Origin of the sequence: Hartmannibacter diazotrophicus (assembly GCF_900231165.1) — a bacterium.
GTDB lineage: Bacteria > Pseudomonadota > Alphaproteobacteria > Rhizobiales > Pleomorphomonadaceae > Hartmannibacter > Hartmannibacter diazotrophicus.
In genome coordinates, this window is the sequence record NZ_LT960614.1 from 3,519,473 (window position 1) to 3,544,391 (window position 24,919).

22 protein-coding genes are annotated in these 24,919 nt (G+C 65.5%); 14 read left to right on the forward strand and 8 right to left on the reverse strand.

From position 1 onward, the window contains the following. Positions 1-76 precede the first annotated feature (76 nt). Both HDIA_RS16430 and HDIA_RS16435 read left to right on the forward strand, forming a co-directional pair. Positions 77-790 (forward strand): GntR family transcriptional regulator, encoded by a 714-nt coding sequence (locus HDIA_RS16430; RefSeq protein ID WP_099557144.1) that lies wholly within the window; start codon positions 77-79, stop codon positions 788-790. A gap of 44 nt (positions 791-834) precedes the next feature. Next, entirely contained in the window at positions 835-1,671 is an 837-nt protein-coding gene (locus HDIA_RS16435) for an SDR family oxidoreductase (RefSeq protein ID WP_099557145.1), read from the forward strand. A 3-nt stretch (positions 1,672-1,674) separates the two neighbouring features. Here HDIA_RS16435 and HDIA_RS16440 read toward each other — a convergent pair whose 3' ends face one another. From HDIA_RS16440 to HDIA_RS16450, 3 genes are all read right to left on the reverse strand, one after another. Then, a complete protein-coding gene (locus HDIA_RS16440) occupies positions 1,675-2,412 on the reverse strand; it encodes an alpha/beta fold hydrolase (RefSeq protein WP_099557146.1) in 738 nt (245 codons plus the stop codon). Between the two features lie 13 nt (positions 2,413-2,425). After that, positions 2,426-3,712 (reverse strand): LLM class flavin-dependent oxidoreductase, encoded by a 1,287-nt coding sequence (locus tag HDIA_RS16445; protein ID WP_099557147.1) that lies wholly within the window; start codon positions 3,710-3,712, stop codon positions 2,426-2,428. Between the two features lie 70 nt (positions 3,713-3,782). Beyond that, positions 3,783-4,550: a class II aldolase/adducin family protein gene (locus HDIA_RS16450; protein ID WP_162292702.1), complete on the reverse strand. Its 768-nt coding sequence runs from the start codon at positions 4,548-4,550 to the stop codon at positions 3,783-3,785. Between the two features lie 725 nt (positions 4,551-5,275). Here HDIA_RS16450 and HDIA_RS16455 point away from each other — a divergent pair. Next, positions 5,276-5,815, forward strand: a complete 540-nt coding sequence (locus HDIA_RS16455) for a flavin reductase (protein WP_099557149.1) — start codon at positions 5,276-5,278, stop codon at positions 5,813-5,815. Between the two features lie 149 nt (positions 5,816-5,964). Beyond that, a complete protein-coding gene (locus HDIA_RS16460; protein ID WP_099558956.1) occupies positions 5,965-7,101 on the forward strand; it encodes an aromatic ring-hydroxylating oxygenase subunit alpha in 1,137 nt (378 codons plus the stop codon). A gap of 86 nt (positions 7,102-7,187) precedes the next feature. On the opposite strand, the gene HDIA_RS16465 is transcribed toward HDIA_RS16460, so the two are convergent. Then, on the reverse strand, positions 7,188-8,081 hold the full coding sequence (locus HDIA_RS16465; protein WP_099557150.1) for a LysR family transcriptional regulator: 894 nt from the start codon (positions 8,079-8,081) through the stop codon (positions 7,188-7,190). A gap of 120 nt (positions 8,082-8,201) precedes the next feature. Between HDIA_RS16465 and HDIA_RS16470 the strand changes: the two genes are divergently transcribed. Next, positions 8,202-8,942: an SDR family oxidoreductase gene (locus HDIA_RS16470; protein WP_099557151.1), complete on the forward strand. Its 741-nt coding sequence runs from the start codon at positions 8,202-8,204 to the stop codon at positions 8,940-8,942. Positions 8,943-9,077: 135 nt separating this feature from the next. After that, positions 9,078-10,907: a Na+/H+ antiporter NhaA gene (gene nhaA, locus HDIA_RS16475; protein WP_099557152.1), complete on the forward strand. Its 1,830-nt coding sequence runs from the start codon at positions 9,078-9,080 to the stop codon at positions 10,905-10,907. A gap of 18 nt (positions 10,908-10,925) precedes the next feature. Here nhaA and HDIA_RS16480 read toward each other — a convergent pair whose 3' ends face one another. After that, complete coding sequence (locus HDIA_RS16480) at positions 10,926-11,690, reverse strand: SDR family NAD(P)-dependent oxidoreductase (protein WP_099557153.1); 765 nt, start codon at positions 11,688-11,690, stop codon at positions 10,926-10,928. 20 nt (positions 11,691-11,710) lie between these two features. Next, positions 11,711-12,448, reverse strand: a complete 738-nt coding sequence (locus HDIA_RS16485; protein ID WP_157775695.1) for a sulfite exporter TauE/SafE family protein — start codon at positions 12,446-12,448, stop codon at positions 11,711-11,713. Between the two features lie 225 nt (positions 12,449-12,673). Here HDIA_RS16485 and aptA point away from each other — a divergent pair, with 225 nt between their 5' ends. Beyond that, entirely contained in the window at positions 12,674-13,984 is a 1,311-nt protein-coding gene (gene aptA, locus HDIA_RS16490) for an omega-aminotransferase AptA (RefSeq protein WP_099557155.1), read from the forward strand. A 187-nt stretch (positions 13,985-14,171) separates the two neighbouring features. Here aptA and pdxR read toward each other — a convergent pair whose 3' ends face one another. After that, a complete protein-coding gene (gene pdxR, locus HDIA_RS16495; protein ID WP_197708041.1) occupies positions 14,172-15,662 on the reverse strand; it encodes a MocR-like pyridoxine biosynthesis transcription factor PdxR in 1,491 nt (496 codons plus the stop codon). A gap of 243 nt (positions 15,663-15,905) precedes the next feature. Here pdxR and HDIA_RS16500 point away from each other — a divergent pair, with 243 nt between their 5' ends. The 7 genes from HDIA_RS16500 to HDIA_RS16530 all read left to right on the forward strand — a co-directional run bounded on the left by HDIA_RS16500 (position 15,906) and on the right by HDIA_RS16530 (position 24,086). Next, positions 15,906-17,048 carry an extracellular solute-binding protein gene (locus tag HDIA_RS16500; protein ID WP_099557156.1) on the forward strand — a complete coding sequence of 381 codons (1,143 nt, stop codon included), beginning with the start codon at positions 15,906-15,908 and terminating at the stop codon, positions 17,046-17,048. Positions 17,049-17,342: 294 nt separating this feature from the next. Beyond that, positions 17,343-18,437 carry an ABC transporter ATP-binding protein gene (locus HDIA_RS16505; RefSeq protein WP_099558958.1) on the forward strand — a complete coding sequence of 365 codons (1,095 nt, stop codon included), beginning with the start codon at positions 17,343-17,345 and terminating at the stop codon, positions 18,435-18,437. An 11-nt stretch (positions 18,438-18,448) separates the two neighbouring features. Further along, entirely contained in the window at positions 18,449-19,381 is a 933-nt protein-coding gene (locus tag HDIA_RS16510) for an ABC transporter permease (RefSeq protein ID WP_099557157.1), read from the forward strand. Beyond that, positions 19,378-20,637: an ABC transporter permease gene (locus HDIA_RS16515; protein WP_099557158.1), complete on the forward strand. Its 1,260-nt coding sequence runs from the start codon at positions 19,378-19,380 to the stop codon at positions 20,635-20,637. The genes HDIA_RS16510 and HDIA_RS16515 overlap by 4 nt, the downstream gene beginning before the upstream one ends. Before the next feature lie 7 nt (positions 20,638-20,644). Beyond that, on the forward strand, positions 20,645-21,766 hold the full coding sequence (locus tag HDIA_RS16520; protein WP_099557159.1) for a TIGR03364 family FAD-dependent oxidoreductase: 1,122 nt from the start codon (positions 20,645-20,647) through the stop codon (positions 21,764-21,766). 14 nt (positions 21,767-21,780) lie between these two features. Further along, a complete protein-coding gene (phnX, locus tag HDIA_RS16525) occupies positions 21,781-22,563 on the forward strand; it encodes a phosphonoacetaldehyde hydrolase (RefSeq protein WP_099557160.1) in 783 nt (260 codons plus the stop codon). A 5-nt stretch (positions 22,564-22,568) separates the two neighbouring features. Beyond that, positions 22,569-24,086 carry an alkaline phosphatase family protein gene (locus HDIA_RS16530; protein WP_099558959.1) on the forward strand — a complete coding sequence of 506 codons (1,518 nt, stop codon included), beginning with the start codon at positions 22,569-22,571 and terminating at the stop codon, positions 24,084-24,086. Here the strand turns inward: HDIA_RS16530 and HDIA_RS16535 are convergent. Next, positions 24,072-24,809 carry an aspartate/glutamate racemase family protein gene (locus HDIA_RS16535; protein WP_099557161.1) on the reverse strand — a complete coding sequence of 246 codons (738 nt, stop codon included), beginning with the start codon at positions 24,807-24,809 and terminating at the stop codon, positions 24,072-24,074. The genes HDIA_RS16530 and HDIA_RS16535 overlap by 15 nt on opposite strands. Between the last annotated feature and the right edge of the window lie 110 nt (positions 24,810-24,919).

Below are 24,919 nucleotides of genomic sequence, written 5' to 3' on the forward strand. Positions count from 1 at the left end.
CCGAAAAGACTCGCACGGCAGGCGGACCATGGCGCGACGCGCAAAAGACCGGAACGGCACGAAAGAGAGTGAAACGATGACTGAGGCGTCGATACTGGAGATCGCCAGCACGGAGCCCGGAACCTTGCGCGCCGGCACGCGCTCGGAGGAACTGCGTGCCAAGCTTGAGGAAATGATCGTCAGCGCCGAACTGCAGCCGGGCGAACGGCTGGACGAGGCCGAGCTTGCCGCCCGCTTCAAGGTCTCCCGCACACCCGTTCGCGAGGCCCTGAAGGCGCTCGCCGCCATGGGCCTTGTCGAGGTGCGCGGCCGTCAGGGCGTTACCGTCGCCTCGATCTCCATCCCGGTCCTGATCGAGATGTTCGAGATGATGGCGGCCATGGAAGGCCTCTGCGCCAAGCTCGCCGCGCGCCGCGCCACGGTCGCCCAGAAGGCCGAAATGCGGGCGATCCACGCCCGGCTCGTCGAGGCGCTCGAAGACGGCGACCCATCGCGCTTCTACGACATCAACCGCGAATTCCACGAGGTGCTCTACGACGCCTCGCATGCCCAGTTCATCGCCCAGCAGACCCGCGCCCTGCGCAAGCGCGTCGCCGCCTACCGCCGCTACGTCACCTACCAGCCGGGCCGCATGGCCTCCACCATCGGCGAGCACGAGAAGATCATGACGGCGATCGAGAAGGCCGACGCGGAGGGCGCCTTCAAGGCCGCCAGCGACCACGTAATGCTGCTTGGCGACGACATGGCCGACTTCATCGCCGCCCTGCCCAAGGGCCTGATGCTGGCCTGAAATTTACACGCTGACCGTCAAAAACACGAAGTGGGACGACATCCATGAAGCTTGACCTTGAAGGCAAGACCGTTCTCATCACCGGGGCATCGAAGGGCATCGGCCTTTCCGCCGCCCGCGCCTTCGCCGCCGAGGGATGCAGCCTTCATCTTGCCGCCCGCAATGGCCCGGCGCTTGAAGCCGCCAAGGTGGAAATCGAAGCCGAATACGGCGTTTCGGTCACGGTTCATGCCGTCGACCTTGGCGCCGACGGCGCCATGGAGAGCCTGGCCGAAACCGTCGGCGACGTCGATATCCTCATCAACAACGCCGGCGACATCCCCTCCGGTCCGCTCGATTCGCTGGAGCCTGCCGCTGTCCGTCGCGGCTTCGCGCTCAAGGTCTTCGGCTACATGGAGCTGACCAAAGCCTATTTCGCCCGCATGCAGAAAAAGGGCTCCGGCGTCATCATAAACGACATCGGCAATTCCGGCGAAAACTGGGACGCCGACTATATCGCCGGCTCCACCGGCAACGCGGCGCTGATGGCCTTCACCCGCGCTCTTGGCGGCGTCAGCCTCGACGATGGCGTCCGCGTCGTCGGCGTCAATCCGGGCCCGGTCGCGACCGATCGCATGATCAAGCTGATGAAGCGCCGCGCCTTCGACCGCCATGGCGACGAGAGCCGCTGGGAAGAACTGTTCGACGACTATCCGGGCGGCCGTCCGGCAACGCCGGAAGAGGTCGCCGACCTGATGGTCTTCCTTGCCTCGCCCCGCGCCGGCTACATCACCGGCACGATCGTCACCATCGACGGCGGCATCGCCGCACGTGGCTCGATCATCAAGACGTCGAAGAAGAAGGCGGCCAAGCTCGCCGAGCCGATCGCCAAGGCGGGGTGACGGCTATTCGGCCGGCATCGGACTGAGCGCCGCGCCGAGCAGACGATTGAAGGCATCGGGCGCCTCCAGCATCGGAAAGTGCCCGACACCCGCCATGCGGATCACCTTGAGGTCCGTGAGCGTAGGGATCAGGCTCTCGTCGCCCTCCCCCATCAACATCGCGGCGTTGATGGTCGCCGCCGGACACCGCAGAAGCGGCCAGCGCTGCGAGATATCGTAGTCGAGCAAGGACGCAAGCGAACGCAAGGCATCGGCCGGTGGACGGGAGGCCATGCGGTCGGCAATCCAGTTGCGCACGCTAGGCTCCGTCGCGGGCGCCGTGATCGTCTCGATCATCCCCCGCATCGTGCCCTCGAAGGCATTGCGGAAATAGGCAAGGCGCTGCTCGCGCACGGTCGCATCGAGTGGCAGATAGAAGCGCGGGTCGGTGAACGTGTCGACGCCGACAATCCCTCGGCAGCACAGCCCCAGCAGAATGGCTGTCTCGATGGCGACGGGCCCGCCCATCGAATGGCCGACCAGCACGACATCCTCAAGGTTCAGCTCTTCGACGAGCCCCAGCACCAGATCCGCGCGGTCCTCGATCGTCGCGCCCGGCGGAAACTCCGGCGCGATCAGGCGGAAACCATCAATCCCTTCAAGCTGAGGCCGCCAGAATTCGCCGTCGCAGCACCAGCCGTGAATGAGGATCACGGCCGGGCCGCTGCCCGTTTCAAGGAAGGGAGCGGGCGTGCCGCTCATTGCGCCTCCACGCTCAGGCGGGCCTTGCAAGGCCAAGATTGTCGCGCAGCGTCTTGCCCCCGTATTCGGTGCGGAAGAGCCCGCGCCGCTGCAATTCCGGCACGACGAGGTCGACGAAATCCTCGAACCCCTTGTGGAAGAAGGGCGGCATCACGTTGAAGCCGTCGGCGGCCCCGGTCGTGAACCATTCCTCCAGCGTGTCGGCGATCGTCGTCGGCGAACCGCAGAGCACCCAGTGGCCGCGCGCCGCCGCCGTCAGATTGTAGAGGTCGCGCAGCTTCATGTTTTCGCGCCGCGCCTTGGACAGCATCACGCTGGCGAAGCTGTGGTAGGTGTCGGGCAGCGGAATATCCGGGATCGGTCCGTCGAGGTCGTAGCCGCTCATGTCGATGCCGAGGCGATCCGAGAGCAGCGCCAAGCCGTTGGACGAGTCGATGAAGCCCTGCAGCACGGCCAGCGTCTCGAAGGCCTCCTCGTCCGTGCGCCCGACGACCGGCATCACGCCCGGCAGCACCGTCACGTCCTCCGGCGCGCGGCCGAAGCCGGCAAGGCGATCCTTCAGCGACGCGTAGCCCTTGCGGGCCTCGCCGATCTCCTGCACCACGGAAAAGACGACATCCGCGGTCCGCGCGGCGAGTTGCTGACCGGGCTCCGATCCGCCCGCCTGCAGGATGATCGGCCGGCCCTGTGGCGCGCGGCCGATGTTCACCGGCCCCTTCACCTTGAAGAAGGCCCCCTCATGGTCCAGCGAATGGACCTTCGCGGGATCGATGTAGACGCCGCTCTCGACATCGGCGACCACCGCATCGTCCTCCCAACAATCCCAGAGGCCGGTAACGACGTCGATGAACTCGCCGGCCATCTCGTAGCGGCGGGCATGGTCGGGATGGACCGTGCCGAAATTCGCCGCCGCCGCCGGATTGGCGGTCGTCACCGCGTTCCAGGCCGCACGGCCGCCGCTGATATGGTCGAGCGAGGCGAAGACGCGGGCGACCGAGAAAGGATCGGAATAGGTCGTCGAGACGGTGGCCCCGAGCCCGATATGCTTGGTGGCCGTCGCAACGGCGGCCAGCATCGTCAGGGGTTCGAGCCGAAGCGTATAGGACGGATGTGCGGCCGGATCGGCGTTGAGATTGTCGCCCATGAAAATGAGGTCGAACTTGCCGCGCTCGGCTGTGCGAGCGATGTCGGCAACGGCGGAAAAATCCTGGAAACTCTTCACCGCGCCGGGATAGCGCCAGCCGGCGATATGGCTGCCGGTGCCGAGAATGAAGAGACCGAGGTGCATCTGGCGGGGCATGAAAAAGCCTTGGACTTCTATGGAAACAGGAGAACGGGGAATGACGCTGCGGCCTCGATGCCGCCGGTCGTCAGGTGCGGTAGCTCGGGTCGTGCCGGTCGAGATCCCGCATCAGCGCGGGCCATTCGCGCTCGCCGGGGATGAGAATGTCGCCCTGGAGTTCCCAGAACTGCCGCGCCGCCTTTTCGCAGACCTCATGCGTCGGCAGCACCAGCGGCCCGGCCGAGGGGGCAGCCGCCTGCATCGCAAGCTGGATCTTCGCCGCCCGCTCGAAATAGTAGAGCAGCATGAAGGCCTCGCCCGGCGTCCGCCCGACGGTCAGGATGCCGTGGTTGCGCATCAGCATGACCGGGTGGCTGCCGAGGTCGCGCACGAGGCGCGTCTGCTCGTCGAGATCGATGGCGACGCCCTCGTAGTCGTGAAAGCCCTGCCGGTCATAAAAGCGCATCGCGAACTGGCTGAGCGGTAGCAATCCCTTGTCCTGACCCGAGACAGCGACGCTTGCATCGGAATGGGTGTGCAACACGCAGGCCGCGTCATGCCGGCTCTTGTGGATCGCCGCATGGATGACGAAGGCCGCGACGTTCACCTCATAAGGGCTCTCGGCGATCTTCCGGCCCTCGGTGTCGATCTTGACGAGGCTGGAGGCCGTGATCTCGCTGAAGAGCAGGCCGTAGGGGTTGATCAGGAACTGGTCCTCGTGGCCGGGCACGCGCAGCGAGATATGGTTGTAGATGAGATCGTCCATGCCGAGACGGGCCACCATCCGGTAGCTGGCCGCCAGCTTCACGCGGGCATCCCATTCGCTCTCGTCCATGGCCTCCGGCCGGTTCGCCATCACTGCGCTCACAATCCTGTCTCCTCTGGAACATGCCGCACGCAAGGCCGGAACCGGCATTGCGCCAACGACATGCATGACATGTGTCACTCGCTATATCCCGCATGAACCCGGCCCGGCGTGTTGCACGCCAACCGACCCCGGGTCTCGATCCCAAGCGCCCACCACGACCGGCGGGCACCAATTCGGGTCAGCAAGACATATGCCAAGCCTCCCGCACGCGCAGGGCAACCGCAACCTTCGAAAAAGGCGAAAGAAGCCCAATTTCATCAATACAAAACAGATACTTATGAAAATCCCATTCGCCGAATGGATTTCACTGCGATTCTTATTTGCATGCATAAATTAGAAATTTGCACACATTATGTTTTCATATGCATATTAAATGCGCAACCGCACGGCGCTTGCCCGGTCGCCGAACGGCACGGTCTGCGGCGTCCTATCGCCCGGAACCGTCACCGACTCAGGCCTACACCATGGCCGGACGGACGCAGAACGCAGGTCCGCGAGGACCGAGAGCGAGACCGGGATTCCGGCGCTGACGCGGCATTGCCCGCGCATTTCGGCCCCATCCACCACTCCAGCCGTTTCCCATTCCGCTCCCCCAATGCCGAAACGGCACCTCTCCCGTGCCGATGGATCGCTACCAATCGGCATGCATTTTGCTGATTTTTGCATACGCTCGAAATCGCATCCCAGCCTGTCCAGTCGCGAAAGATCGTTGCATGACCCAGCCAGCCCTCGCCCTCCCCACCTCCTTCGTGGAAGACGCCGACATCCTTCGCGCGCCGGACGACAAGGCCTACCGCGAGGCCATGGCGCGCGTTGCCTCCGCCGTGCATGTCATCACCACCGACGGACCGGCCGGCCGCGCGGGCATGACCGCAACGGCGGTGTCGAGCGTCACCGATACACCGCCGACACTCCTTGTCTGCGTCAAGCGGACAACGGCCGCCTATCCGGCGCTCGTCGCCAACGGGCAATTCTGCGTCAACACGCTGGCGGCCGACATGGAGGCGGTGGCGGCGGCCTTCGGCGGCAAGACGGCTATGGACGAACGCTTTGCCGCCGGGGACTGGTACGATCTTGCCACCGGTTCCCCCGCGCTCGTCGGCGCCCTCAGTTCCTTCGCCTGCCGCGTGACGGCCCGTCACAGCGTCGGCACTCACGATGTCTTCTATGGCGAGGTCGTCGCCATCGGCCTTGGGCAGCCATCCGGCGGATTGAGCTATTTCGCGCGCGGATATCGCACGCTCGCTCCTTGACCCGTCCCGGACCGAAAGCGATTGTCAAAGCCATGGACCACCGGCCGGCAATGCTCTAACAATATGCCTATACAATTGCTTTGGCAGGCATCGGCCCCATCGTTTCCTCGATCGCCGGTGGCTTCGGGCAGGCAAGAGGCGGAGCGATCATGAACATTCGCACGAACCCGATCGAAGAGCTTTCCGAAAACGTCTCCACGCCCTTCGAGCAGGCCCACGCCATGCCGAAGAGCGTCTACACGACCGAAGCCTTCCTCAAGGCGGAACTCGAAACGATCTTCTCCCGCGAATGGATTTGCGCCGGACGCGCCGACAGCCTGAAAAAGCCCGGCGACTACAGAACGATGGAGATCGCCGGCGAGCCGATCATCATCCTGCGCGACGGCGACGGCCAGCTTCGCGCGATGTCGAATGTCTGCCGCCACCGCATGTCGACCATCATGGAAGGCTGCGGCAACGCCAAGGCCCTCGTTTGCCCCTATCACGCCTGGACCTATGGCCTCGACGGTCGCCTGCGCGGCGCCCCGGCCATGAACCAGAACACCGACTTCCGCCGCGAGGACCACCGCCTGCCCCCCGTCCGCTGCGAGGAGTGGCAGGGCTGGATCATGGTCAGCCTTGATCCGGACGCCAAGCCGACCAGCGAGCAGTTCGGTCAGGTCGCCGAGCTTCTCGGTAACCTCGACATGACGGACTATCGCGAGACGTTTCGCGAGGAACATCGCTGGGACACCAACTGGAAGGTGCTCGGCGAGAATTTCATGGAGAGCTACCACCTGCCGGCCTGCCACTCCGGCACCATCGGTCATTCCTCCAAGCTGGAAGAGATGCACTGCCCGCCGGGCTTCGAGACCTTCAACTACCACTGGATCCTGAAGGACGACTCGATCCCGCTGGCCCTCGCCCACCCGAAGAACACGAAGCTCACAGGCGACGAGCGCCGCCGCACCTGGCTGCTGTCCATCTACCCGGCCCTCTTCATCACCCTGACGCCCGGCTACTTCTGGTATCTCTCGCTCCATCCCGATGGACCGGGGGGCGTGAAGATCATCTATGGCGGCGGCATGTCGACCGACTACCTCGGCGACCCGGAGGCGGCCGAGCATCTCGCCAAGGTCAAGGCGCTGCTGGATGACGTCAACGTCGAGGATCGCGGCTGCACCGAACGGGTCTATCGCGGCCTTTGCAGCCGCATGTCGGAGCCGGGCCAGTTGTCGCATCTGGAACGCCCGAACTTCGAATTCGCGCAGTATGTGATGTCGAAGGTGGTGTCGGCAGGCGCCTGAGCAAATCCAGGAAAAGCATGCCCTCGTGAAGATGAGGGTGGGAACCGGTTTTCCGTCCGGATTCGCGACAAAATAAAAGCTTTGCGCTAACCGGCCGCCGCGAAATCGATCTCGCGCAGCCAGTCGAGAAAGACCCGCACCCGCGGCGACAGCTGCCGGTCGCGCGGATAGAGCGCCGAAACGGGCGTCGGCGTCGGCGGTGTCGACGCCAGCACCTCGACAAGCGTCCCGGCCTTCAAATCCGCATCGAGACGGTAGCGCGGCACCTGGATCAGGCCGAGGCCGAGCCGGGCGGCCGCGACCATGGATTCTGCCGCCGTGAACATCACCGACACCGGCAGGCGGCGCTCAATCACCCGCTCGCCTAAGTCGAACTCCAGCGGCAGCGGCGCGCCCGTCCGCGACGACAGGAAGCCGACCATCCTGTGGCCATCGAGGTCGTCGGGATGCTTCGGAACGCCGTGTCGGGCGAGATAGTCCGGCGAGGCCACGGTGATCTCGGCAAGCGTGCCGAGCCGGCGTGCGATCAGGTCGCTATCGGCCGGAATGCCCGCCCTCACCACGCAATCGACGCCCTCGCGGACGAGATCGACGATGCGGTCCCCCTCCGAAAAAAGCAGGTCGATCTCCGGATAGCGTTCGAGAAAATCCGGCAGGCGCGGGATCAGGAAATGTCGCGCCAGCGTTCCGTGGGCATTGACGTGAAGCCGGCCCTTTGGCGGCCCCGACCGGAAGGCCGCCTCCGCATCCTCCATCTCCGAGACGATCCGAAGGCTGCGCCGGTACCAGGCCTCGCCGTCCAGCGTTGGCGCGACGACGCGTGTCGTCCGCTCCAGCAGCCGCACGCCAAGCCGCGCCTCCATCCGCTTCACCGCATCGGTCACCGTGGAGGCCGGCAATCCCAAATCCCGTGCCGCCCCGCGAAAGCTCCGCGTCTCCACCACCCGGATGAAGAGGCGCATGTCGTCGATACGATCCATTATCCGAAATTTCCGAACAGAGAAGCCGAATTTAAGTCAATTGTCCGATCATACTCCGCAGTCCATCTTCCGGGCAACGGCCAGCGACTGGCCGCCCCACGCAATCGAAGGAGATGAGACATGAGCAACCCGGACCAGAAAATCGCAATCGTGACCGGCGGGTCGCGCGGCATAGGCGCCGCGATATCCAGGCGGCTCGCGACCGATGGCTTTGCAGTGGTCGTCAACTATGCCGGCAACGAAAAGGCAGCCCTCGAGGTCGTCGCTGATATCGAGGCAGCCGGCGGACGGGCGCTTGCGGCAAAGGCCGACGTCAGCAACCCGGCGGAGGTCGCCGCCCTCTTCGACCGCACGGAGGAGGCCCTTGGCATCCCTTCGGTGCTAGTCAACTCGGCCGGCATCATGCAGCTTGCCCCGGTAGCGGAAAGTTCAGATGCGCTCTTCGATAGTATCGTCGACATCAACCTCAAGGGCACCTTCAACACCCTGCGCGAGGCGGCCCGGCGCATGCAGGACGGTGGCAGGATCGTCAATCTCTCAACGTCGGTCGTGGGCACAAAGCTGCCCGGCTATGGCGTCTACACGGCGACGAAGGCGGCCGTCGAAGCCCTGACCGCGATCCTCTCCAAGGAACTGCGCGGCCGCAACATCACGGTCAACGCCATCGCCCCCGGCCCGGTCGCAACGGAGCTGTTCCTGAACGGCAAGAGCCCGGAACTGATCGATCAACTCGCCAGGATGGCGCCGCTGGAACGGCTCGGCGAACCGGAGGACATTGCCAGCGCGGTCGCCTTCCTCGCCGGCCCGGACGGCGGCTGGATCAACGGCCAGACCCTGCGCGCCAACGGCGGCCTGGTCTGAGCAACACGATTGGCCGAGGGCCACCCGGCCCTCGGTCAGGGCCTGCGGAAGCTGTGTTCAAGCCAACCGAATGCATTGACGAAACCAGGGGAACCTTCTCTATATCCCTGCTTCATTGCCGCCCCTGGAGCCCGGATGAATTCTGCGTCCCTGACCAACCGCCTTGACCGCGCCGTCGACGACACCCGAGACCATATCCTTGGGCATGCCGATGCGCAGATCACGCTGGTCGAATACGGCAGCTATGCCTGCCCGCACTGCCGCGCCGCCAACGAGCGGATCGCCGAACTGCGCGACGAATTCGGCGAGCGGATGCGCTATGTCTTCCGCCATCGCCCCCTCACCGGCATCGACCTTGCCCGCCGGGCGGCCGAACTCGTCGAGCGCGCGCCCGACCCGGAAAGCTTCTGGAACGCCCACATCAAGCTGATGACGCGGTCGCACGACCTGACGGAAGAGGATCTTGCCGCGGTCGCGCTCGATCTCGGGATCGAGGACGAGGAGGCGCGCGAGGACCACGACGCCGTCGAACGGGCGCGGGCCCGCGTCGAGGCGGACGAGCGCAGCGCCCGGGCGAGCGGCGTCATGTTCACGCCCACCTTCTTCATCAACAGCCGCCGCTACGATGGCCCGTGGGATGAGAACTCGCTCGCCGACGCCATGGTCGGCCGCCTCGGCCACCGCGTGCAGACGGCGGCCCTCGATTTCGTGAGCTGGGGTCCGTCAGCCGGTCTGCTTCTCCTGCTGGCAACGATCATCGCCGTCGTCGCCACCAACTCCCCCGCAGGTCCGGCCTTCGAGAATTTCTGGCACCACGAATTCGGTCTCGCCTTCAACGACGCCTATTTCGGCCTTTCGCTGCTCCACTGGGTCAACGACGGCCTCTTGACCTTCTTCTTCCTGGTCGTCGGCCTCGAGATCAAGCGCGAGTTCACCGTCGGTCACCTCGCCGGAAAGCGCTCGGCGGCCCTGCCGATTGCGGGGGCTCTCGGCGGCATGGTCGTGCCAGTTCTCATCTATCTCGCCATCATTCCCGCCGGTCCCTGGCAGGCGGGCTGGGGCATTCCGATGGCGACCGACACCGCCTTCGCCGTGGCGCTCATCGTCGTGATGGGCCGAAGGGTGCCCGTCGAACTGCGCGTCCTTCTCACCGCCGCCGCCATCGTCGACGATATCGGCGGCATTCTCGTCGTCGCGGTCTTCTATTCCTCCGACCTGCATCTGATGCCGATGGCCGGCGCGGTTCTCGCCACCGGCGCTCTTGCGCTTCTCAACAAGATGCGGATCTACCGCGTCGCCCCCTACATGCTCGTCGGTCTCGTGCTCTGGGCCTTCGTCCATGCCTCGGGCCTGCATGCGACGCTGGCCGGCGTGATCCTGGCGCTCTTCATCCCCGCGCGGCAGCCGCCCAACTACCGCGCGCTGATGGTGCAGGCGACGACGATCATTTCGGCCGAGGCGCTGCAGGGCCGCGAGGTCCTGCGCCATGGCCCCTCCTCCCCGGCCCTGCGCTCGCTCGATGCGATCCACGACCGGTTGGAGTCGCCCTCAGCCCGCCTGCTGCGCCATGCGGTCGTCCGGTCCAGCTTCGCCATCCTGCCGCTGTTCGCGCTCGCCAACGCAGGCGTCGAGTTCTCGGGCAGCGCCTGGAATGGCCACCTACCGATGTTCCTCGCCATCGTCCTCGGCCTCAGCGTCGGAAAGCCGGTTGGGCTGACGCTTGCCGCCGCCCTCGCGGTGCGAATGGGCATCGCCGTCAAACCGGCGGAATATTCCTGGCGTCAGCTGGTGGGCGCCGGCGCGCTTGCCGGCATCGGCTTCACCATGTCGCTCTTCATCGCCGGCGAGGCCTTCCCCGTGCCGGCCGATTTCGCCGCCGCAAAGATCGCGATCTTCGCCGCCTCCATCCTTTCCGCGCTCATCGGCGTCGCGATCCTGTGGAACGCGCAAAAGGAAAGCGACTGAGGCCGCACCGCCGGTCCGTCAGGACGCGGCGGGCTTGCGGTGGACCTGATACGGCGCCCAGGACTGGCTCACCGGCATGATCTCGATGCTGTTGATGTTCACGTGGGCCGGGAGCGAGGCGACCCAATGGATTGTCTCGGCGATGTCCTCCGGCTGCAAGGCGTCGGCACCGCCATAGAGCTTGTCATAGGCTTCCTGGCTGCCGCCGGTCCGCACGATGGTGAATTCGCTCTCCGACAGGCCGGGCTCAATCGACGTGACGCGCACACCCGTTCCGTGAAGATCGGACCGCAGGCCAAGCGAGAACTGGCGCACGAAGGCCTTGGTGCCGGCATAGGTATTGCCGCCCCGGTTGGGCCAATGGGCGGCAATCGACGAAAGGTTCACGATCAGGCCGCCCTGCGCGATGATCCCGTCGATGAGCAGACGCGTGATGGTGACGAGCCCGGTCACGTTGGTGTCGATCATCGTCTTCCACTGATCGAGGTCGCACTCCTGGATCGGCCCGGTGCCGAGCGCTAGACCGGCATTGTTGATCAGCGCATCGATTGTGCTAAATGCCGGCGGCAGGCTCTCAAGGGCCGCGCGGGTCGCTGCTTCGTCGCGAATGTCGAAGCAGAGCGGAAAGGCTTTTTCCCGGCCGCCGAACTCTTCGACGAGGGCGTCGAGACGGTCCTGCCGCCGGCCGGTCAAGATCAGCGTCCAGCCTTCCTTGGCAAAACGGCGGGCGATGGCGGTGCCGAAGCCGGCGGACGCTCCGGTGATCAGGGCGATTTTGGACATGAAAGCCTCCCGGTTGTCTGTCAGGTGATGAGGAGTTGCGCGGTCTGGATCGCACCGACAAGAGCGATGGCGACCAGTCCGCCGGTGGAAATCCGGTGCCAGGCGGCGGGGGAGAGCCGCTTGTGCACGACATAGCCGATGCCGTATCCGGCCAGCGTCAGCGGCAGGCAGAAGAGCAGCAGCGTGAAGAGCTCGGAGCCGATGTGACCGAGCGCGGCATGGGTCGCGATCCCGAACAGGTCGACCGCGCCGAAGAAGACGGCGAGCGTGCCGCGCACCGCCTGCCGTTTCGTGCCGCCGGCAAGGATCCAGGCGGCGATCAGCGGGCCACCGACACCGAAGGCGCCGAGCGCCACGCCGACCACGAAACCGATCGCGACGCCGAAGCCGCGGCTTGCCAGAAAGGCCGGCGGCTCGCGCACGAGGGCGACCAGCGCGGCAACGAGAACGACAGCGGCAATGAGCATGCGGGCCGTCGCCTCGTCCAGGAAACCCGAAAGGGTGCCTCCGACGATCGCGCCGGCAAATCCGGCCGCGAGCAACCATCCGGCGACGGACCAGTCGACGGCGCCATGCTTGCGATCGAGCAGGATGAGCACGGTGATCGCAAGATCGTTGACGAGGATGAGCGGCACCAGTTCGGTCGGCGCCAGAAAGGCGGCAAGGCCGAGCGCGGCGATCAGGGCATAACCATAGCCGGTGATGCCGCGAAATGCGGCGGCGAGAACCGTGACGAAGGCCGCGACCGCAAGGGCCATGAATGTCTTCCGGAGAGTTGCGGGGGATGATGCCGAGGGCGGAGCGACACCCGGCCCGTTCGATGCCGTCATACCGTCGGCTCTGGACTGCCCATAGGTCCAGACGGGCTCCATTCATGGTTCCAGACGGTTCGCTGGCACCATCGATTCCTGTCCGTGGACCTAGCGCCCGGGCCACCGGAGAAGCTAGCCGTTTAACAAAGACATCGCTCTGGAGGCCACATCATGAACGCCCCGCTGAACATGGACCATCACTGGCTCCCCTTCACCAACAACCGCCTCTTCCACGAAGAACCGCAGATGTTCGAGCGGGCCGAGGGCCGCCGCTACTGGACGCCGGAAGGCCAGGAGATCCTCGACGGCGCGTCGGGCCTTTTCTGCTGCGCCGCCGGCCATGGCCGGACCGAGATCGCCGAAGCCGTCTATGAGCAGTTGAAGACGCTCGACTACACGCCGCATTTCCAGCGCGCCGCTCCGATCTCCTTCAAGTTCGCCGAAAAGCTCGCCAAGATCCTGCCGGAAGGCCTCGACCGCGTGTTCTTCGGTGGCTCCGGCTCGGAAGCCGTGGATACGGCCATGAAGCTCTGCCTCGCCTACCACCGAGCGGCGGGCGAAGGCCAGCGCACGCGCTTCGTCTCGCGCAACTGGGCCTATCATGGCGTCAACCTCGGCGGCACGTCACTCGCCGGCATGGTCAACAACAGGCGCGACTTCTCGGGCGTCACCTGCGACGTCGTCCACATGCGCCACACCTGGACGGAAGAGCAGCGCTACACCCGCGGTCAACCGGAGACCGGCGCGGACATTGCCGACGATCTTGAGGAGCTTTGCAGGACGTACGGTGGCGAGACCATCGCGGCGGTCTTCGTGGAGCCGATCGCCGGCTCCGTCGGCACCATCGTCCCGCCGAAGGGCTATCTCCAGAAGCTGCGCGCCACCTGCGACAAATACGGCATCCTGCTCGTCTTCGACGAGGTCATCACCGGATTCGGGCGCACCGGATCGGCCTTCGCCTCCCAGGAATTTGGCGTCACGCCCGACGTCATGACCATGGCCAAGGCGCTCACCAACGGCTGCGTGCCGATGAGCGCGGTGGCGACGACCTCGGCCATCCAGGACGTCGTCTACAAGGCGGCCAATGGCGACCGGCCGGAATTCTTCCACGGCTACACCTATTCCGCCCACCCGGTCGCCTGCGCCGCCGGCATCGCCACCCTCGACATCTACGAGCGTGACGGCCTCTTCGCCCGCGCCAAGGCGATGTCCGACACCTTCCTCGACGCGGTCTTCTCGCTGCGCAACCTGCCTAACGTCTCCGACCTTCGCGGCTACGGCATGATGTCCGGCATCCAGCTGACGCCCGGCGCGGCTCCCGGCGCCAAGGGAAGCTGGGCCCAGCGCGAGCTTTTCAAGGCCGGCCTGCATCTAAAGGCCACCGGCGACGCGCTGATCTTCGCGCCGGCTCTCACGGTGACCGAAGAAGAGATCGCGGCGATGACCGATATCCTGCGGTCGGTGCTCGGCCGCAGCGTCTGAGGGGCCAAGGCACCCGGCCCCATCCTTCGAGATGGCCCTCGCGGGCCTCCTCAGGATGAGGCCTTTGAGAATGGAGCCATGTCCGAGGCGGCCTTGCTCTTCACCCCCATCCTGAGGAAGGCGCAGCGCGACTGTCTCGAAGGACGAGGGTGAAGCCGAGGGGCCGATCGCCTGAATCAGGCAGCTTCTATTGCCGGCTCGCCGCAATGGCCTCGGCCAGCAGCCCGATCCCCGTCGCGATCTTGTCCTTGTCGATGGCCGCAAAGCCGGCCCGGATCGATCGCCGCTCCGGCAGATCGCCAAGAAAATGCACGTCGCCTGGCTCGATCAGCACGCCGCGCCGGGCAGCCTCCTTCTGCACCGTCCAGCTCTCGACGCCCTTCGGCAGCGTCAGCCACAGCGACGAGCCGCCCGACGTCTCGCGACAATAGATCTCCGGCATCCGGCGCGAGATCTCGTTCAGCATCAGCGACCATTTCGCGGCCAGTTGCGTGCGTGCCCGCCGGATGTGACCGTCCAGATGCCCCTCCGCGATGAAGATCGCCATCGCCCGCTGGTCGAGCGCGGAAGGGTGGCGATACATCAGGCGGCGAAGCGCGCGAAGCTCGGAGATGACCGCGCGCGGCGCCACGATGAAGCCGAGCCTGAGACCCGGAAACAATGTCTTCGTGAGGCTGCCGACATGGATCACCCGGTCGGCGTTGTCGTAGCTCTTCAGCGCTGCATGCGGGGCGCCGAGATAGTTGAGTTCGTGCTCGTAGTCGTCCTCGAGAATGAGGAAATCGTCCGCCCGCGCCTGCTCGATCAGCTTGAGGCGGCGGTCGAGCCCGAGCGTGACGCTGGTCGGCGCCTGATGCGAGGGCGTGACATAGATGAGGTCGCAGCCGTCCAGTTGCTGGCCGAGAACGAGACCGCTGGCATCGATCCTGAGCGGCTTCAGGCTCGCGCCGGTGCTGCGGAAAATGTTGAAGGCATCGACATAACCGGGACTTTCGATGCCGACGACCGTCGAGGCCTGCGTCAGCAGGCACGCCACCAGATAGATCGCGTTCTGCGCCCCGACGGTGACGATCACCTCCTCCGGGCTCGCCTTGATGCCGCGGCCGGGCAGGATTTGGGTCAGGATTTGCTCCACCAGTATCGGATCGTCGCTGTCGACCTGATCGGTCACCCAAGCGGCGACATGACGGCTAGTGCCGGCAAACCGGCTGCAGTCACGCCAGCGCGCCGCCGAAATCTTGTCCGGGATGACCTGCCCGTAGATGAAGGGATAGGGATAGTCGCGCCAGTTGGCCGGCTTGGTGATGTTCTGCCAGGCCGTCGGGCGGATGGCGAAGCGCTTCTCCCAGATCCCGGCATTCTGCTCCGGCTCGAACAGGGAGGCGGTGCGGGTGTCGCCGCGAAGGCTGAGCTGCTGCTTGATATACTGCTCGTTGATGAAATGCCCCCGGCGCGGCACCGGGGTGAGATACCCGTCGTCGACGAGCCGCTGATAGACGAGGACGACCGTATTGCGCGAGACGCCGAACTGTTCGGACAACTCGCGCGACGACGGCAGCGGCTCGTGCGGCTTCAGCGCCCCCTGCAGGATCGCCTTGACGAGACGCTCGTGCACCTGCTGCTGCAGCGTGCGCTCGGTGGTCATCGGCGCCTTGAGATGGGAATTGAGAACGGGCATTCCGGGTTGCTGCCGCCAAGGGTCTGCACAAGAAAGGTCCACGCCCGCTTTTATGGCATTTGGGGCTATCTGGCACCATAGAAATTCGCCTTTGGATCTATGAAGCCGCAGGTCCGCCGAAATAGCCTTTTTGCATTGCGGCATGTGGGCGCGGGGGGATCACGCACGCGCTCGGCCACAAGCAGCATCGAGCATGCTCCGACAGACCGGAATGGCGCGGGGCCATCCAAAAAGGGGAACAGCATGAGTGACAGGATTTCGAACAGGTCGGCCTCGCGGCGCTCTGTTCTCAAGGGCGGCGTCGCGGCCGGCGCGGCGCTGGCGATGCCGGCGATCATCAGCTCGAAGGCCCTCGCCTCCTCCGGCGAGATCAACATCCTGATGTGGTCCGACTACCTGCCCGACACCTTCATCAAGACGTTCCAGGACGGCACGGGCATCAAGCTCAACTACACCGGCGTCGGCTCCAACGAGGAGATCATCAACAAGCTGAAGGCCACCAAGGGCCGCGGCTTCGACATCTGCTCGCCGACCAACAACCGCTCGCTGCAGTGGCAGCCGCTGGAACTGCTGCAGCCCTTCGACATGTCCAAGGTCGAGATCGACAAGGTCAACCCGGCGATGGCCAAGATCGGCTCCACCGACTGGGCCTTCACCGACGGCGCGATCTACTGGGTTCCGCACATCTGGGGCACCGAGGGCATCGCCTGGCGCACCGACAAGTTCAAGCCAGCCGGCGAGTTGCCGAGCTACGGCGACGTCTGGAAGGACGAGAACGCCGGCAAGACCATGGGTCGCGGCCACTCCATGATGCTTGGCGCCGGCCTCTACATGGAGACCATCGGCGAGCTTGAGCCCGGCTCCGTCTGGAAGGCCTACAAGTCGATCGAGGACATGACCCCGATCTGGACCAAGATCACCGACTGGTGCATCGCCCGCAAGAAGAACATCAAGGTTCTTTGGAACGACGCCGACACCCAGAAGAACGGCCTCCTCAACGAGGGCGTGATCGTCGGCCAGACCTGGGACGGACCGCCGCTGGCGCTGAAGAACTCCGGCGAGCCGGTGATGTATGCCGCTCCGGTTGAGGGCGCGATGGCCTGGGTCGACGGCATGGCGATCCCGTCCGGCGCCGAGAACATCGACCAGATCTACGAGTTCCTGAAATACGCCTACAACCCGGAATACGCCGGCGAAGCCATCGACCATCACGGCTACAATTCGCCGGTCAATGGCGCCGACAAGTTCGCCGGCGCCTCCTACGCGAAGAATTTCGCCGAGGCCTATCCGGGCGCCGCGCTGGAAAACCTCAACCCCTGGCCGGCCGAACCGCAGTGGTACGCCGATGCCCGCACGGAATTCGTGAACAAGTTCACGAGCGCCTGACGGTGCCAGGCCCCGGTGTCAGGAAGCGGCACCGGGGCCTGCCCGTTCTCTGGGCAATGTGACCGGCAGCCACGCAGCACCGACACCGGTGCGCCTCCCCTCGGCCAGCCGATCGCATGGTTCTGGCCGTTTCCCGAAGACATGCAGCCGGCGCTGGACAGGGCGCATGCGGCCTCCACGGCTGCATGCCACCGAGGCGACGTCTCCTGCCTCAACCGGCGCGGCAATTGCTTGGCGCTGGACGATGGACGCACCCGCGTTCCGATCCCGACCCCCTTTGCCCCCGGAGGCTGGATGACCAAAGACATCACGCTGGACCATGTTTCCGTAACCTTCGGAAACTACACGGCCGTCGACGATGCCCATCTCACGATCGCGGGCGGTGAATTCTTCTCCTTCCTCGGCCCGTCGGGCTGCGGCAAGACCACGCTATTGCGTTGCATCTCCGGTTTTCAGGACCCGAGCTGGGGCCAGATCCGCATCGGCGGGCAGGACATGAAGGGCATCGGTCCCAACAAGCGCTCGACGGCGCTGATCTTCCAGAATCTCGCGCTTTTTCCCCTGATGACCGTCGCCGAAAACATCGCCTTTCCGCTGGAGGTGCGCGGCGTCGACAAGAAGGCGCGCCGCAAGCGTGCCGACGAGCTTCTGGAGCTGATCGCCCTGCCCGGTCAGGGCGACAAGAAGGTCAGCGAAATGTCCGGCGGTCAGAAGCAGCGCGTCGCGATCGCCCGCGCGCTCGCCGTCGAACCGGATATCCTCCTCCTCGACGAGCCGCTGTCGGCGCTCGATCTCAAGCTGCGCCAGCACATGCGCCGCGAATTGCGCGCCATCCAGAAGCAGGTCGGCCTCACCTTCATCTACATCACCCACGATCAGGGCGAGGCGCTCACCATGTCGGACCGCGTCGCGGTGATGAGCCGCGGCAAGATCGAGCAGGTCGGCGATCCGAAGTCCGTCTACGACCGCCCGGCGACGAGCTTCGTGGCAAGCTTCGTCGGCGAGAACAACGCCCTTCCCGGCAAGGTGCTGGAAAAGGCTGGCGACCGGCTCACCATCGACGCGGGGCTCGGCGCTCCGATCAAGGTCGCTCCCGGCGAGAATGCGGGCCGCAAGCTGGAGGTCGGCGCCGACTGCCATGTCTTCGTGCGCCCAGAAGGGATTGGGACCGACAACGGCAATGCTGCCAACAGCTATGGCGCGACAATCCTTCGCGAGGAATTCGAGGGTCAGATACGCCACCTGATCGTCAAGGTGGCCGAGCGCGAAATCCGCGTCACCCAGGTCAGCAACGGCCACGCCGGTTCCAGCCCCGGCGACGCACTCACGATCTCCTTCTCGCCCGAGACCGCCATCGCCCTTCCGGCGGGCGATCTCGCCAGCGCCTGAGGGAGACGAGCATGGGTAGCCTCAAGAGCTTCTTTTCCGGCTTCGTCGACCGCAACGGATTGCCCGTCGCCATCTATCTGCTGACGGCGGTCACCATCTGGATTTTCGTGCTCGTGGTGCTACCGCAGCTCACGATGCTCGATTTTTCCTTCCGCCATAACCTGCCGCCGCCCAAGATCGGAGGGCCGGAAGACGTATATACGCTGGAGCAGTACCGCTTCTTCTTCCTCGGCAACGAGGCGACGGGCTCCACCTTCAACGCCCTCGACATCGGCGTTCTCGTCAAGACGCTGGTGGCGGCGGTCTTCGTCACCCTCATCGACCTTGCGATCTGCTATCCGGTCGCCTTCCTGATGGCGCAGGCAACGAAAGTTGGTGCCGGCCGTTTGCTCGTCCTGGCCCTGATCGTCCCTTACTGGATCAACGAGATCCTGCGCGCCTTCGCCTTCCGCATCCTCTTCGGCGCGACCGGCGTCATCAACGAATTCGGCATGGGCGTCGGCCTCTGGCACGCGCCGATCGACTTCATCGGCGAGAACATGGCGCTCTACGCCGGCCTTGCCTACGCCTACATCCTGTTGATGATCTTCCCGCTCTACAACGCGATTGAAAGCCTCGACAAGAACCAGATCGAGGCCGCGCGGGACATGGGCGCAAGCTGGCTTCAGGTCCACCGCCGCGTCGTCATCCCCTATGCCAAGCCCGGCATCGCCTCGGGCTCGACCATGGTCTTCATGCTGACGGCGGGTGCGCTGGCCGCACCCCAGATCCTCGGCGGCCCGTCCAGCCTCTGGTTCACCCAGATCGTCTACCAGTGGTTCAACGACGGCGGAAACTGGCCGCGCGGCTCGGCCTACGCCATGATCCTGCTCGTCGTCTGCATTCTCTTCGTCCTGCTGGTCATGCGGGTCCTGAAGGTGTCGATCGGGGAGATCGGCCGATGAACAACGCCCGGACCTTCGGCCCCATCGGCTCGCTCTATCTCGCGCTTTTCTTCGCCTATCTCTTCGGCCCGCTCGCGGTGATGGTGATCACCGCCTTCAACTCGTCGAGTTTCCCGCGCATCTCGCCGTGGGACTGCCTCACCGCCGACTGGTTTTCCAAGCTCCTCGCCGACGAAAAGCTTCTGGCCGGTCTCGGCAATTCCTTCGTCATCGGCATCGGCGTCGTCATCGTCGCGATCCCGATCGGCCTTGCCGCCGCCATCGTGCTGAGCCAGGTGGGCAACCAGCTGCGCTCGGTCATCTACGCGATCTTCATCGCGCCCATCCTGATGCCCGGCGTCGTGATCGGCCTGTCCACGCTCATCTTCTGGGATCGCCTCGGCACGGCCATCGGGGCCGGCTACAATTCGCTGTTCTATGACGGCATGTTCCTCACGGTCGTCGGCCAGGTCACCTTCATCTCCGCTTATTCGATGCTGGTGTTCCTGTCCCGCCTGCAGCGCTTCGACCCGACATTGACCGAGGCGGCCCTCGACATGGGCGCGACGCCGACGCAGGCTTTCACCAAGATCCTGCTGCCCTTCATGATGCCAGCCATCGCCTCCTCGGGCGTGCTCGCCTTCCTCGCGTCGATGGAGAACTACAACACGACGGTCTTCACCATCGTCGCTGACAGCACCTTCACCACGGTTCTGGCCCAGAAGGTGCGCTACGGCCTCGATCCCTCGATCTCCGCCGTTTCCGTCATCATCGTCGGCATCACACTCGCCGCCGCCATCGTCTTCGAAAGCTACAAGCGCCGCGAGGACCGCAAGGCAAGAGCCTCGGCCCTCTCGCTGCCAATGGACCGGCCCTTCATCCGCGTCGTTTCGCATCCGGGCACGGTCGCCGCCATCGTGCTGGCGCTCATCGCCGGAGCGATCGCCTGGGCCGGCACATACGACTCCAGTGTCTGCGAGAGGCGGATTCTCGACGAAAAGCGCGCGCTCCAGGAACAGCTGATGGAAGAGCAGCGCCAGTCCGCTCCAGCCGACGAGACCGCGCCGTCCACCGGCGAGCCGACTGTCACACCCGGGAAACCTGGTAACAGTATCTTCTCGCCGGGCAACCTGACGGGCGGCGAGACCCCGGCAAAGCCGGCGTCCCCCGGCGGCGTCTTCGCCCCCGGCAACCTGAAGGGTGGAGAGGCACCGGCCAAACCGGCCTCTCCCTTCGGCGGGGTGTTTGCTCCGGACAATCTCAAGGGCGGGAACTAGAACCAGAATGACCTACGACGTGGCGATTGTCGGAGCCGGTATCGTCGGCCTCGCCCATGCGCTTGTGGCCAGCCGGCGCGGCAAGAAGGTGGTCGTCATCGACCGCGACGCAGCGGCCAATGGCGCGTCGATCCGCAATTTCGGCTTCGTGACCGTCACCGGGCAGGCGGCGGGCGACTGCTGGCAGATGGCCCGGCGCGCCCGCGATGTCTGGGCCGAGGTCTCGGAGGCGGCGGGCATCCCCGTCCTGCACCGGGGCCTTGTCATGACGGCGCGCCGCCCCGAGGCGGAAGCCGTGATCGATGCCTTCCTCAGGACCGAGATGGGCGCCGAATGCCGCCGGATCACGCCCCGGCAAGCCGCCGACCACGTCGACGCCCTGCGCGCGGATGAGATCACGGCCGCGCTTTATTCGCCGCATGAACTACGGGTGGAATCGCGCGACGCCCTGCCCGCCCTCGCCCGCTGGCTGGCGGAAACCCAGGGCATCGACTTCCTCTGGTCGACCGCCGTCCATGCCATCGAAACGCCGAAGCTTGAAACCTCTCGTGGGACGATCCGCGCCGAGACGGTGATCGTCTGCCCCGGCGACGATTTCCGCTCGCTCTTTCCCGGCCGTATTGCCGCCTATGCGCCGACCCGCTGCAAGCTACACATGCTGCGCGTGACGCCGGAAAAGCCCGTCCGCTTCGGCGCGGCGGTGATGTCCGACCTCGGCCTTGCCCGCTATCATGGCTACGCCGACCTGCCGGAAGCTGCCGCGTTGAAGACCCGGCTCGATGCCGAGCAGTCAGTCCAGCGCGAGAACGGCGTCCACCTCATCGTGGTCCAGTCCGCCGACGGCTCGCTGGTCGTCGGCGACAGTCACCACTATGGCGAAACGCCCGACCCCTTCATGCCGGACGAGGTCAACCGCCTCATCCTTGACGAGATGGAAGCCGTGCTCGATCTCGGCGACTACCGGGTCAGCGAAGGCTGGCTCGGAACCTATGCCAGCGCCGCCGACCGCTGGCGCTTCACCGACGCGCCGGACGAGGCGACCCGCATCGTCGTCGTCACGGCCGGCTGCGGCGCCTCGACCTGTTTCGGCATTGCCGAGGAAACCATCGGCACCCTCTTCGGAGCTTGAAAGGACAAGAAACAATGACGCGCTTCAAGGCGGTGGTCTTCGACTGGGCCGGCACGACAATCGACTTCGGCTCCTTCGCCCCCATGGGTGTGTTTGTGGAGGCCTTCGCCAAATTCGGCATCGAGGTGACGATCGCTGAGGCCCGAGGCCCGATGGGCAAGCCGAAGTGGGATCACATCAAGACGATGATGACCGAGCCCGCGATTGCCTCGGCCTGGGCCGCGAAATACGGCTCCGCACCGACCGATGCCGATGTCGACAAGGTCTACGAGGTCTTCGTGCCCATGAATGAGGAGGTGGTTGCGAACTTCGCCACCCTCGTTCCCGGCACCCGCGAGGCCATCGAGGCCCTGCGCGCGATGGGCATGAAGATCGGCTCGACCACCGGCTACACCCGTTCGATCATGGAGCGCGTCCTGCCCGTTGCCGCTGAGCAGGGATATGTGCCGGACAATCTCGTCTGTGCCGACGATCTTGCCGAAGGCCGCCCCGGGCCGCTCGGCATGTACAAATGCTTCATCGACCTCGTCGTCTATCCGCCGTCCGCCGTCATCAAGGTGGATGACACGGAGCCCGGCATCGCGGAAGGTGTGGCTGCGGGCTGCGTCACCGTCGGCGTCGCGCTCTCGGGCAACGAATGTGGCCACACGCCGGAGGAACTGGCGGCAATGGATCCGCTCGAAGTCGCGGCGATCCGCGAGCGCGTGACGGCCAAGCTCAAGGCCGCTGGCGCCGACCATATCATCGACACGGTCGCGGACCTGCCGGCGCTGGTGCAAAAACTGGAAACCGAGTGAACGGCATGAAGCCGAATATCCTGCTGATCACGGCCGACCAGTGGCGCGGCGACAGTCTTGGGCTCGCCGGCCATCCGGTCGTCAGAACCCCGGCCATCGACAGGCTGGCAAGCGAGGGCGTCGCCTTCCTGAGGCATTATGCCGGCACGGCCCCCTGCTCGCCGGCCCGCGCGGTGCTCTATACCGGCCTCTTCCAGATGAACAACCGGGTCTGCCGCAACGGCACCCCGCTCGACGACCGCTTCGACAACATCGCCCGGATGGCCCGCCGCGCCGGCTACGATCCGACGCTCTTCGGCTATACGGACGTCTCGCCCGACCCACGCGTCCACGATCCGGACGATCCGCTGCTGACGACCTACGAGGGCATTCTGCCGGGCTTCACGGTGCGCCTGAAGCTGCCGGAGCACGAAGGCCCTTATCTGTCCTGGCTCCGGGGCCGTGGCCATGACGTCGCGGACACGTGCGCCGCCCACCGCGCGGTCGATCCGGCCGAGGTCTCCTCGGCGCCGCCAGTCTATTCCCGCGGCGAGACGCCAACCGCTTTCGTCGCCGGCGAATTCATCCGCTGGCTCTCCGAGCAGGAAGAGGACCGGCCGTGGTTCGCCCATGTCTCCTTCATCCGGCCGCACCCGCCCTTCATTGCGCCCGAGCCCTACAACACGCTCTATGATCCGGCCTCCGGGCCTGCCTTTGCCGCCCGGCCGAGCGTCGCGGAGGAACGCGGCCTCCATCCCTTCGTCGACTGGCAGATCGACCGCTGCCAGAAGGCGCATTTCATCGCCGGGGCGAGCGGCATGGCAGCCGACTGGAGCGAGGAGCAGCGCCGCATCATCCGCGCGATCTACTGGGGCATGATTTCCGAGGTCGACGACCAGTTCGCCCGCATGCGGCAGGCGATGGAAGTGGCCGGCGCGTGGGACAACACGCTTGTCATCTTCACCTCCGACCACGGCGAGCTGATGGGCGACCACCACCTCTTCGGCAAGGGCGGCTTCTTCGACGGCAGCTACCACATCCCGCTGGTCATCCGTATGCCCGGCCATGACGGCGCACGCGGCGCCAAGGTCGAGGAATTCACCGGGGCCGTCGATATCATGGCGACGCTCTCGGATATCCTGGGCGTCGCACCGAAAACAAGCGCCGATGGCCACTCGCTAAAACCATTCCTCGATGGAACCGGCCCGGAAAAATGGCGCGATGCCGCCTTCTGGGAGTTCGATTTCCGCGATATCCCCCACCAGAAGGCTGAAGAGCATTTCAGCCTTTCAAGTCGGCAGTGCAATGGCTCGGTCCTGCGCAGCGACGCCTTCAAATACGTCCACTTCGCCGGCCTGCCGCCACTTCTCTTCGACCTTCGCTCCGATCCGGCGGAGACGACGAACGTGGCCGCCGACCCTGCCTACCGCGACGTCAGGCTGGAAATGGCGGAGAAGCTGCTGGCGATCCGCGCCGAACATCTCGACCAGACACTGGCGCTGACGGAACTGACGGAAAGCGGCCCCATGTCACGCCGTTCCTGATGGATTGGCGAGCAGCCGGGCAAGCTCCGGCGAAAGGCCTTGGCTTGCGATCGGCCGCACCGGATCGGCCGGCGCCATCGACCCGCTCGGCAAGGATTGAAGCGCCAGAGCGGCGGCCTTGAGGCAGTCGATGGTCGCAAAGCGCGATCCCATGCGCGCGCCCCAGCCCACCATCGCCGCGCCGCCGAGGATGATCTGCTCGGCCCCGCCATTCGCTAGGCATTCGGCGGCCTCGATCATGGCCGCAAGCGCCATGTCCGGATCGCGCGCCAGAGCAAGCCCGTCGAAATCCAGCGTGCGGGTTCCCCGATAGAGGGACCGTTCCGGCATGGCGTTGACCCGCTCGTCCAGCATCGGTCCCCACGGACGGCCGGCGGTCACGATCCCGAACGGCCGTCCGGCTCGTCCTGCCAGTTGCACCGATGCCTCCAGCAATCCGACCACCGGCACGCTGGCCACCTCGCGCAACGCCTCGAGGCCCGGATCGCCGAAGCAGGTGAGCAATACGGCGTCGACAGTGCCGCGCTGACAGGCATAGGCATCGAGCGCGGCATGCCCGGCAATCGCATAGCCGGCACGGGTCGCGATGACCTCCGCGCCGAACCTCGCGGTGACCGGGACAACTTCGGACCCCGGCATCAGCCCTTGCGCCAGATCCGCCAGACGGTCGGTCATCGCGGCGGACGTGTTCGGATTGATGAGCAGGATACGGTCTGGCGCCAAGGTTCAGGTCTCCGCCGCTGGATCGAGGCCGGGCGATCCAGAAGCCACCAGCCCGCCGCATAGGCGTCAGGATGATCGTACTTCGTCGTGCCCCGCCATCAGACTATGCA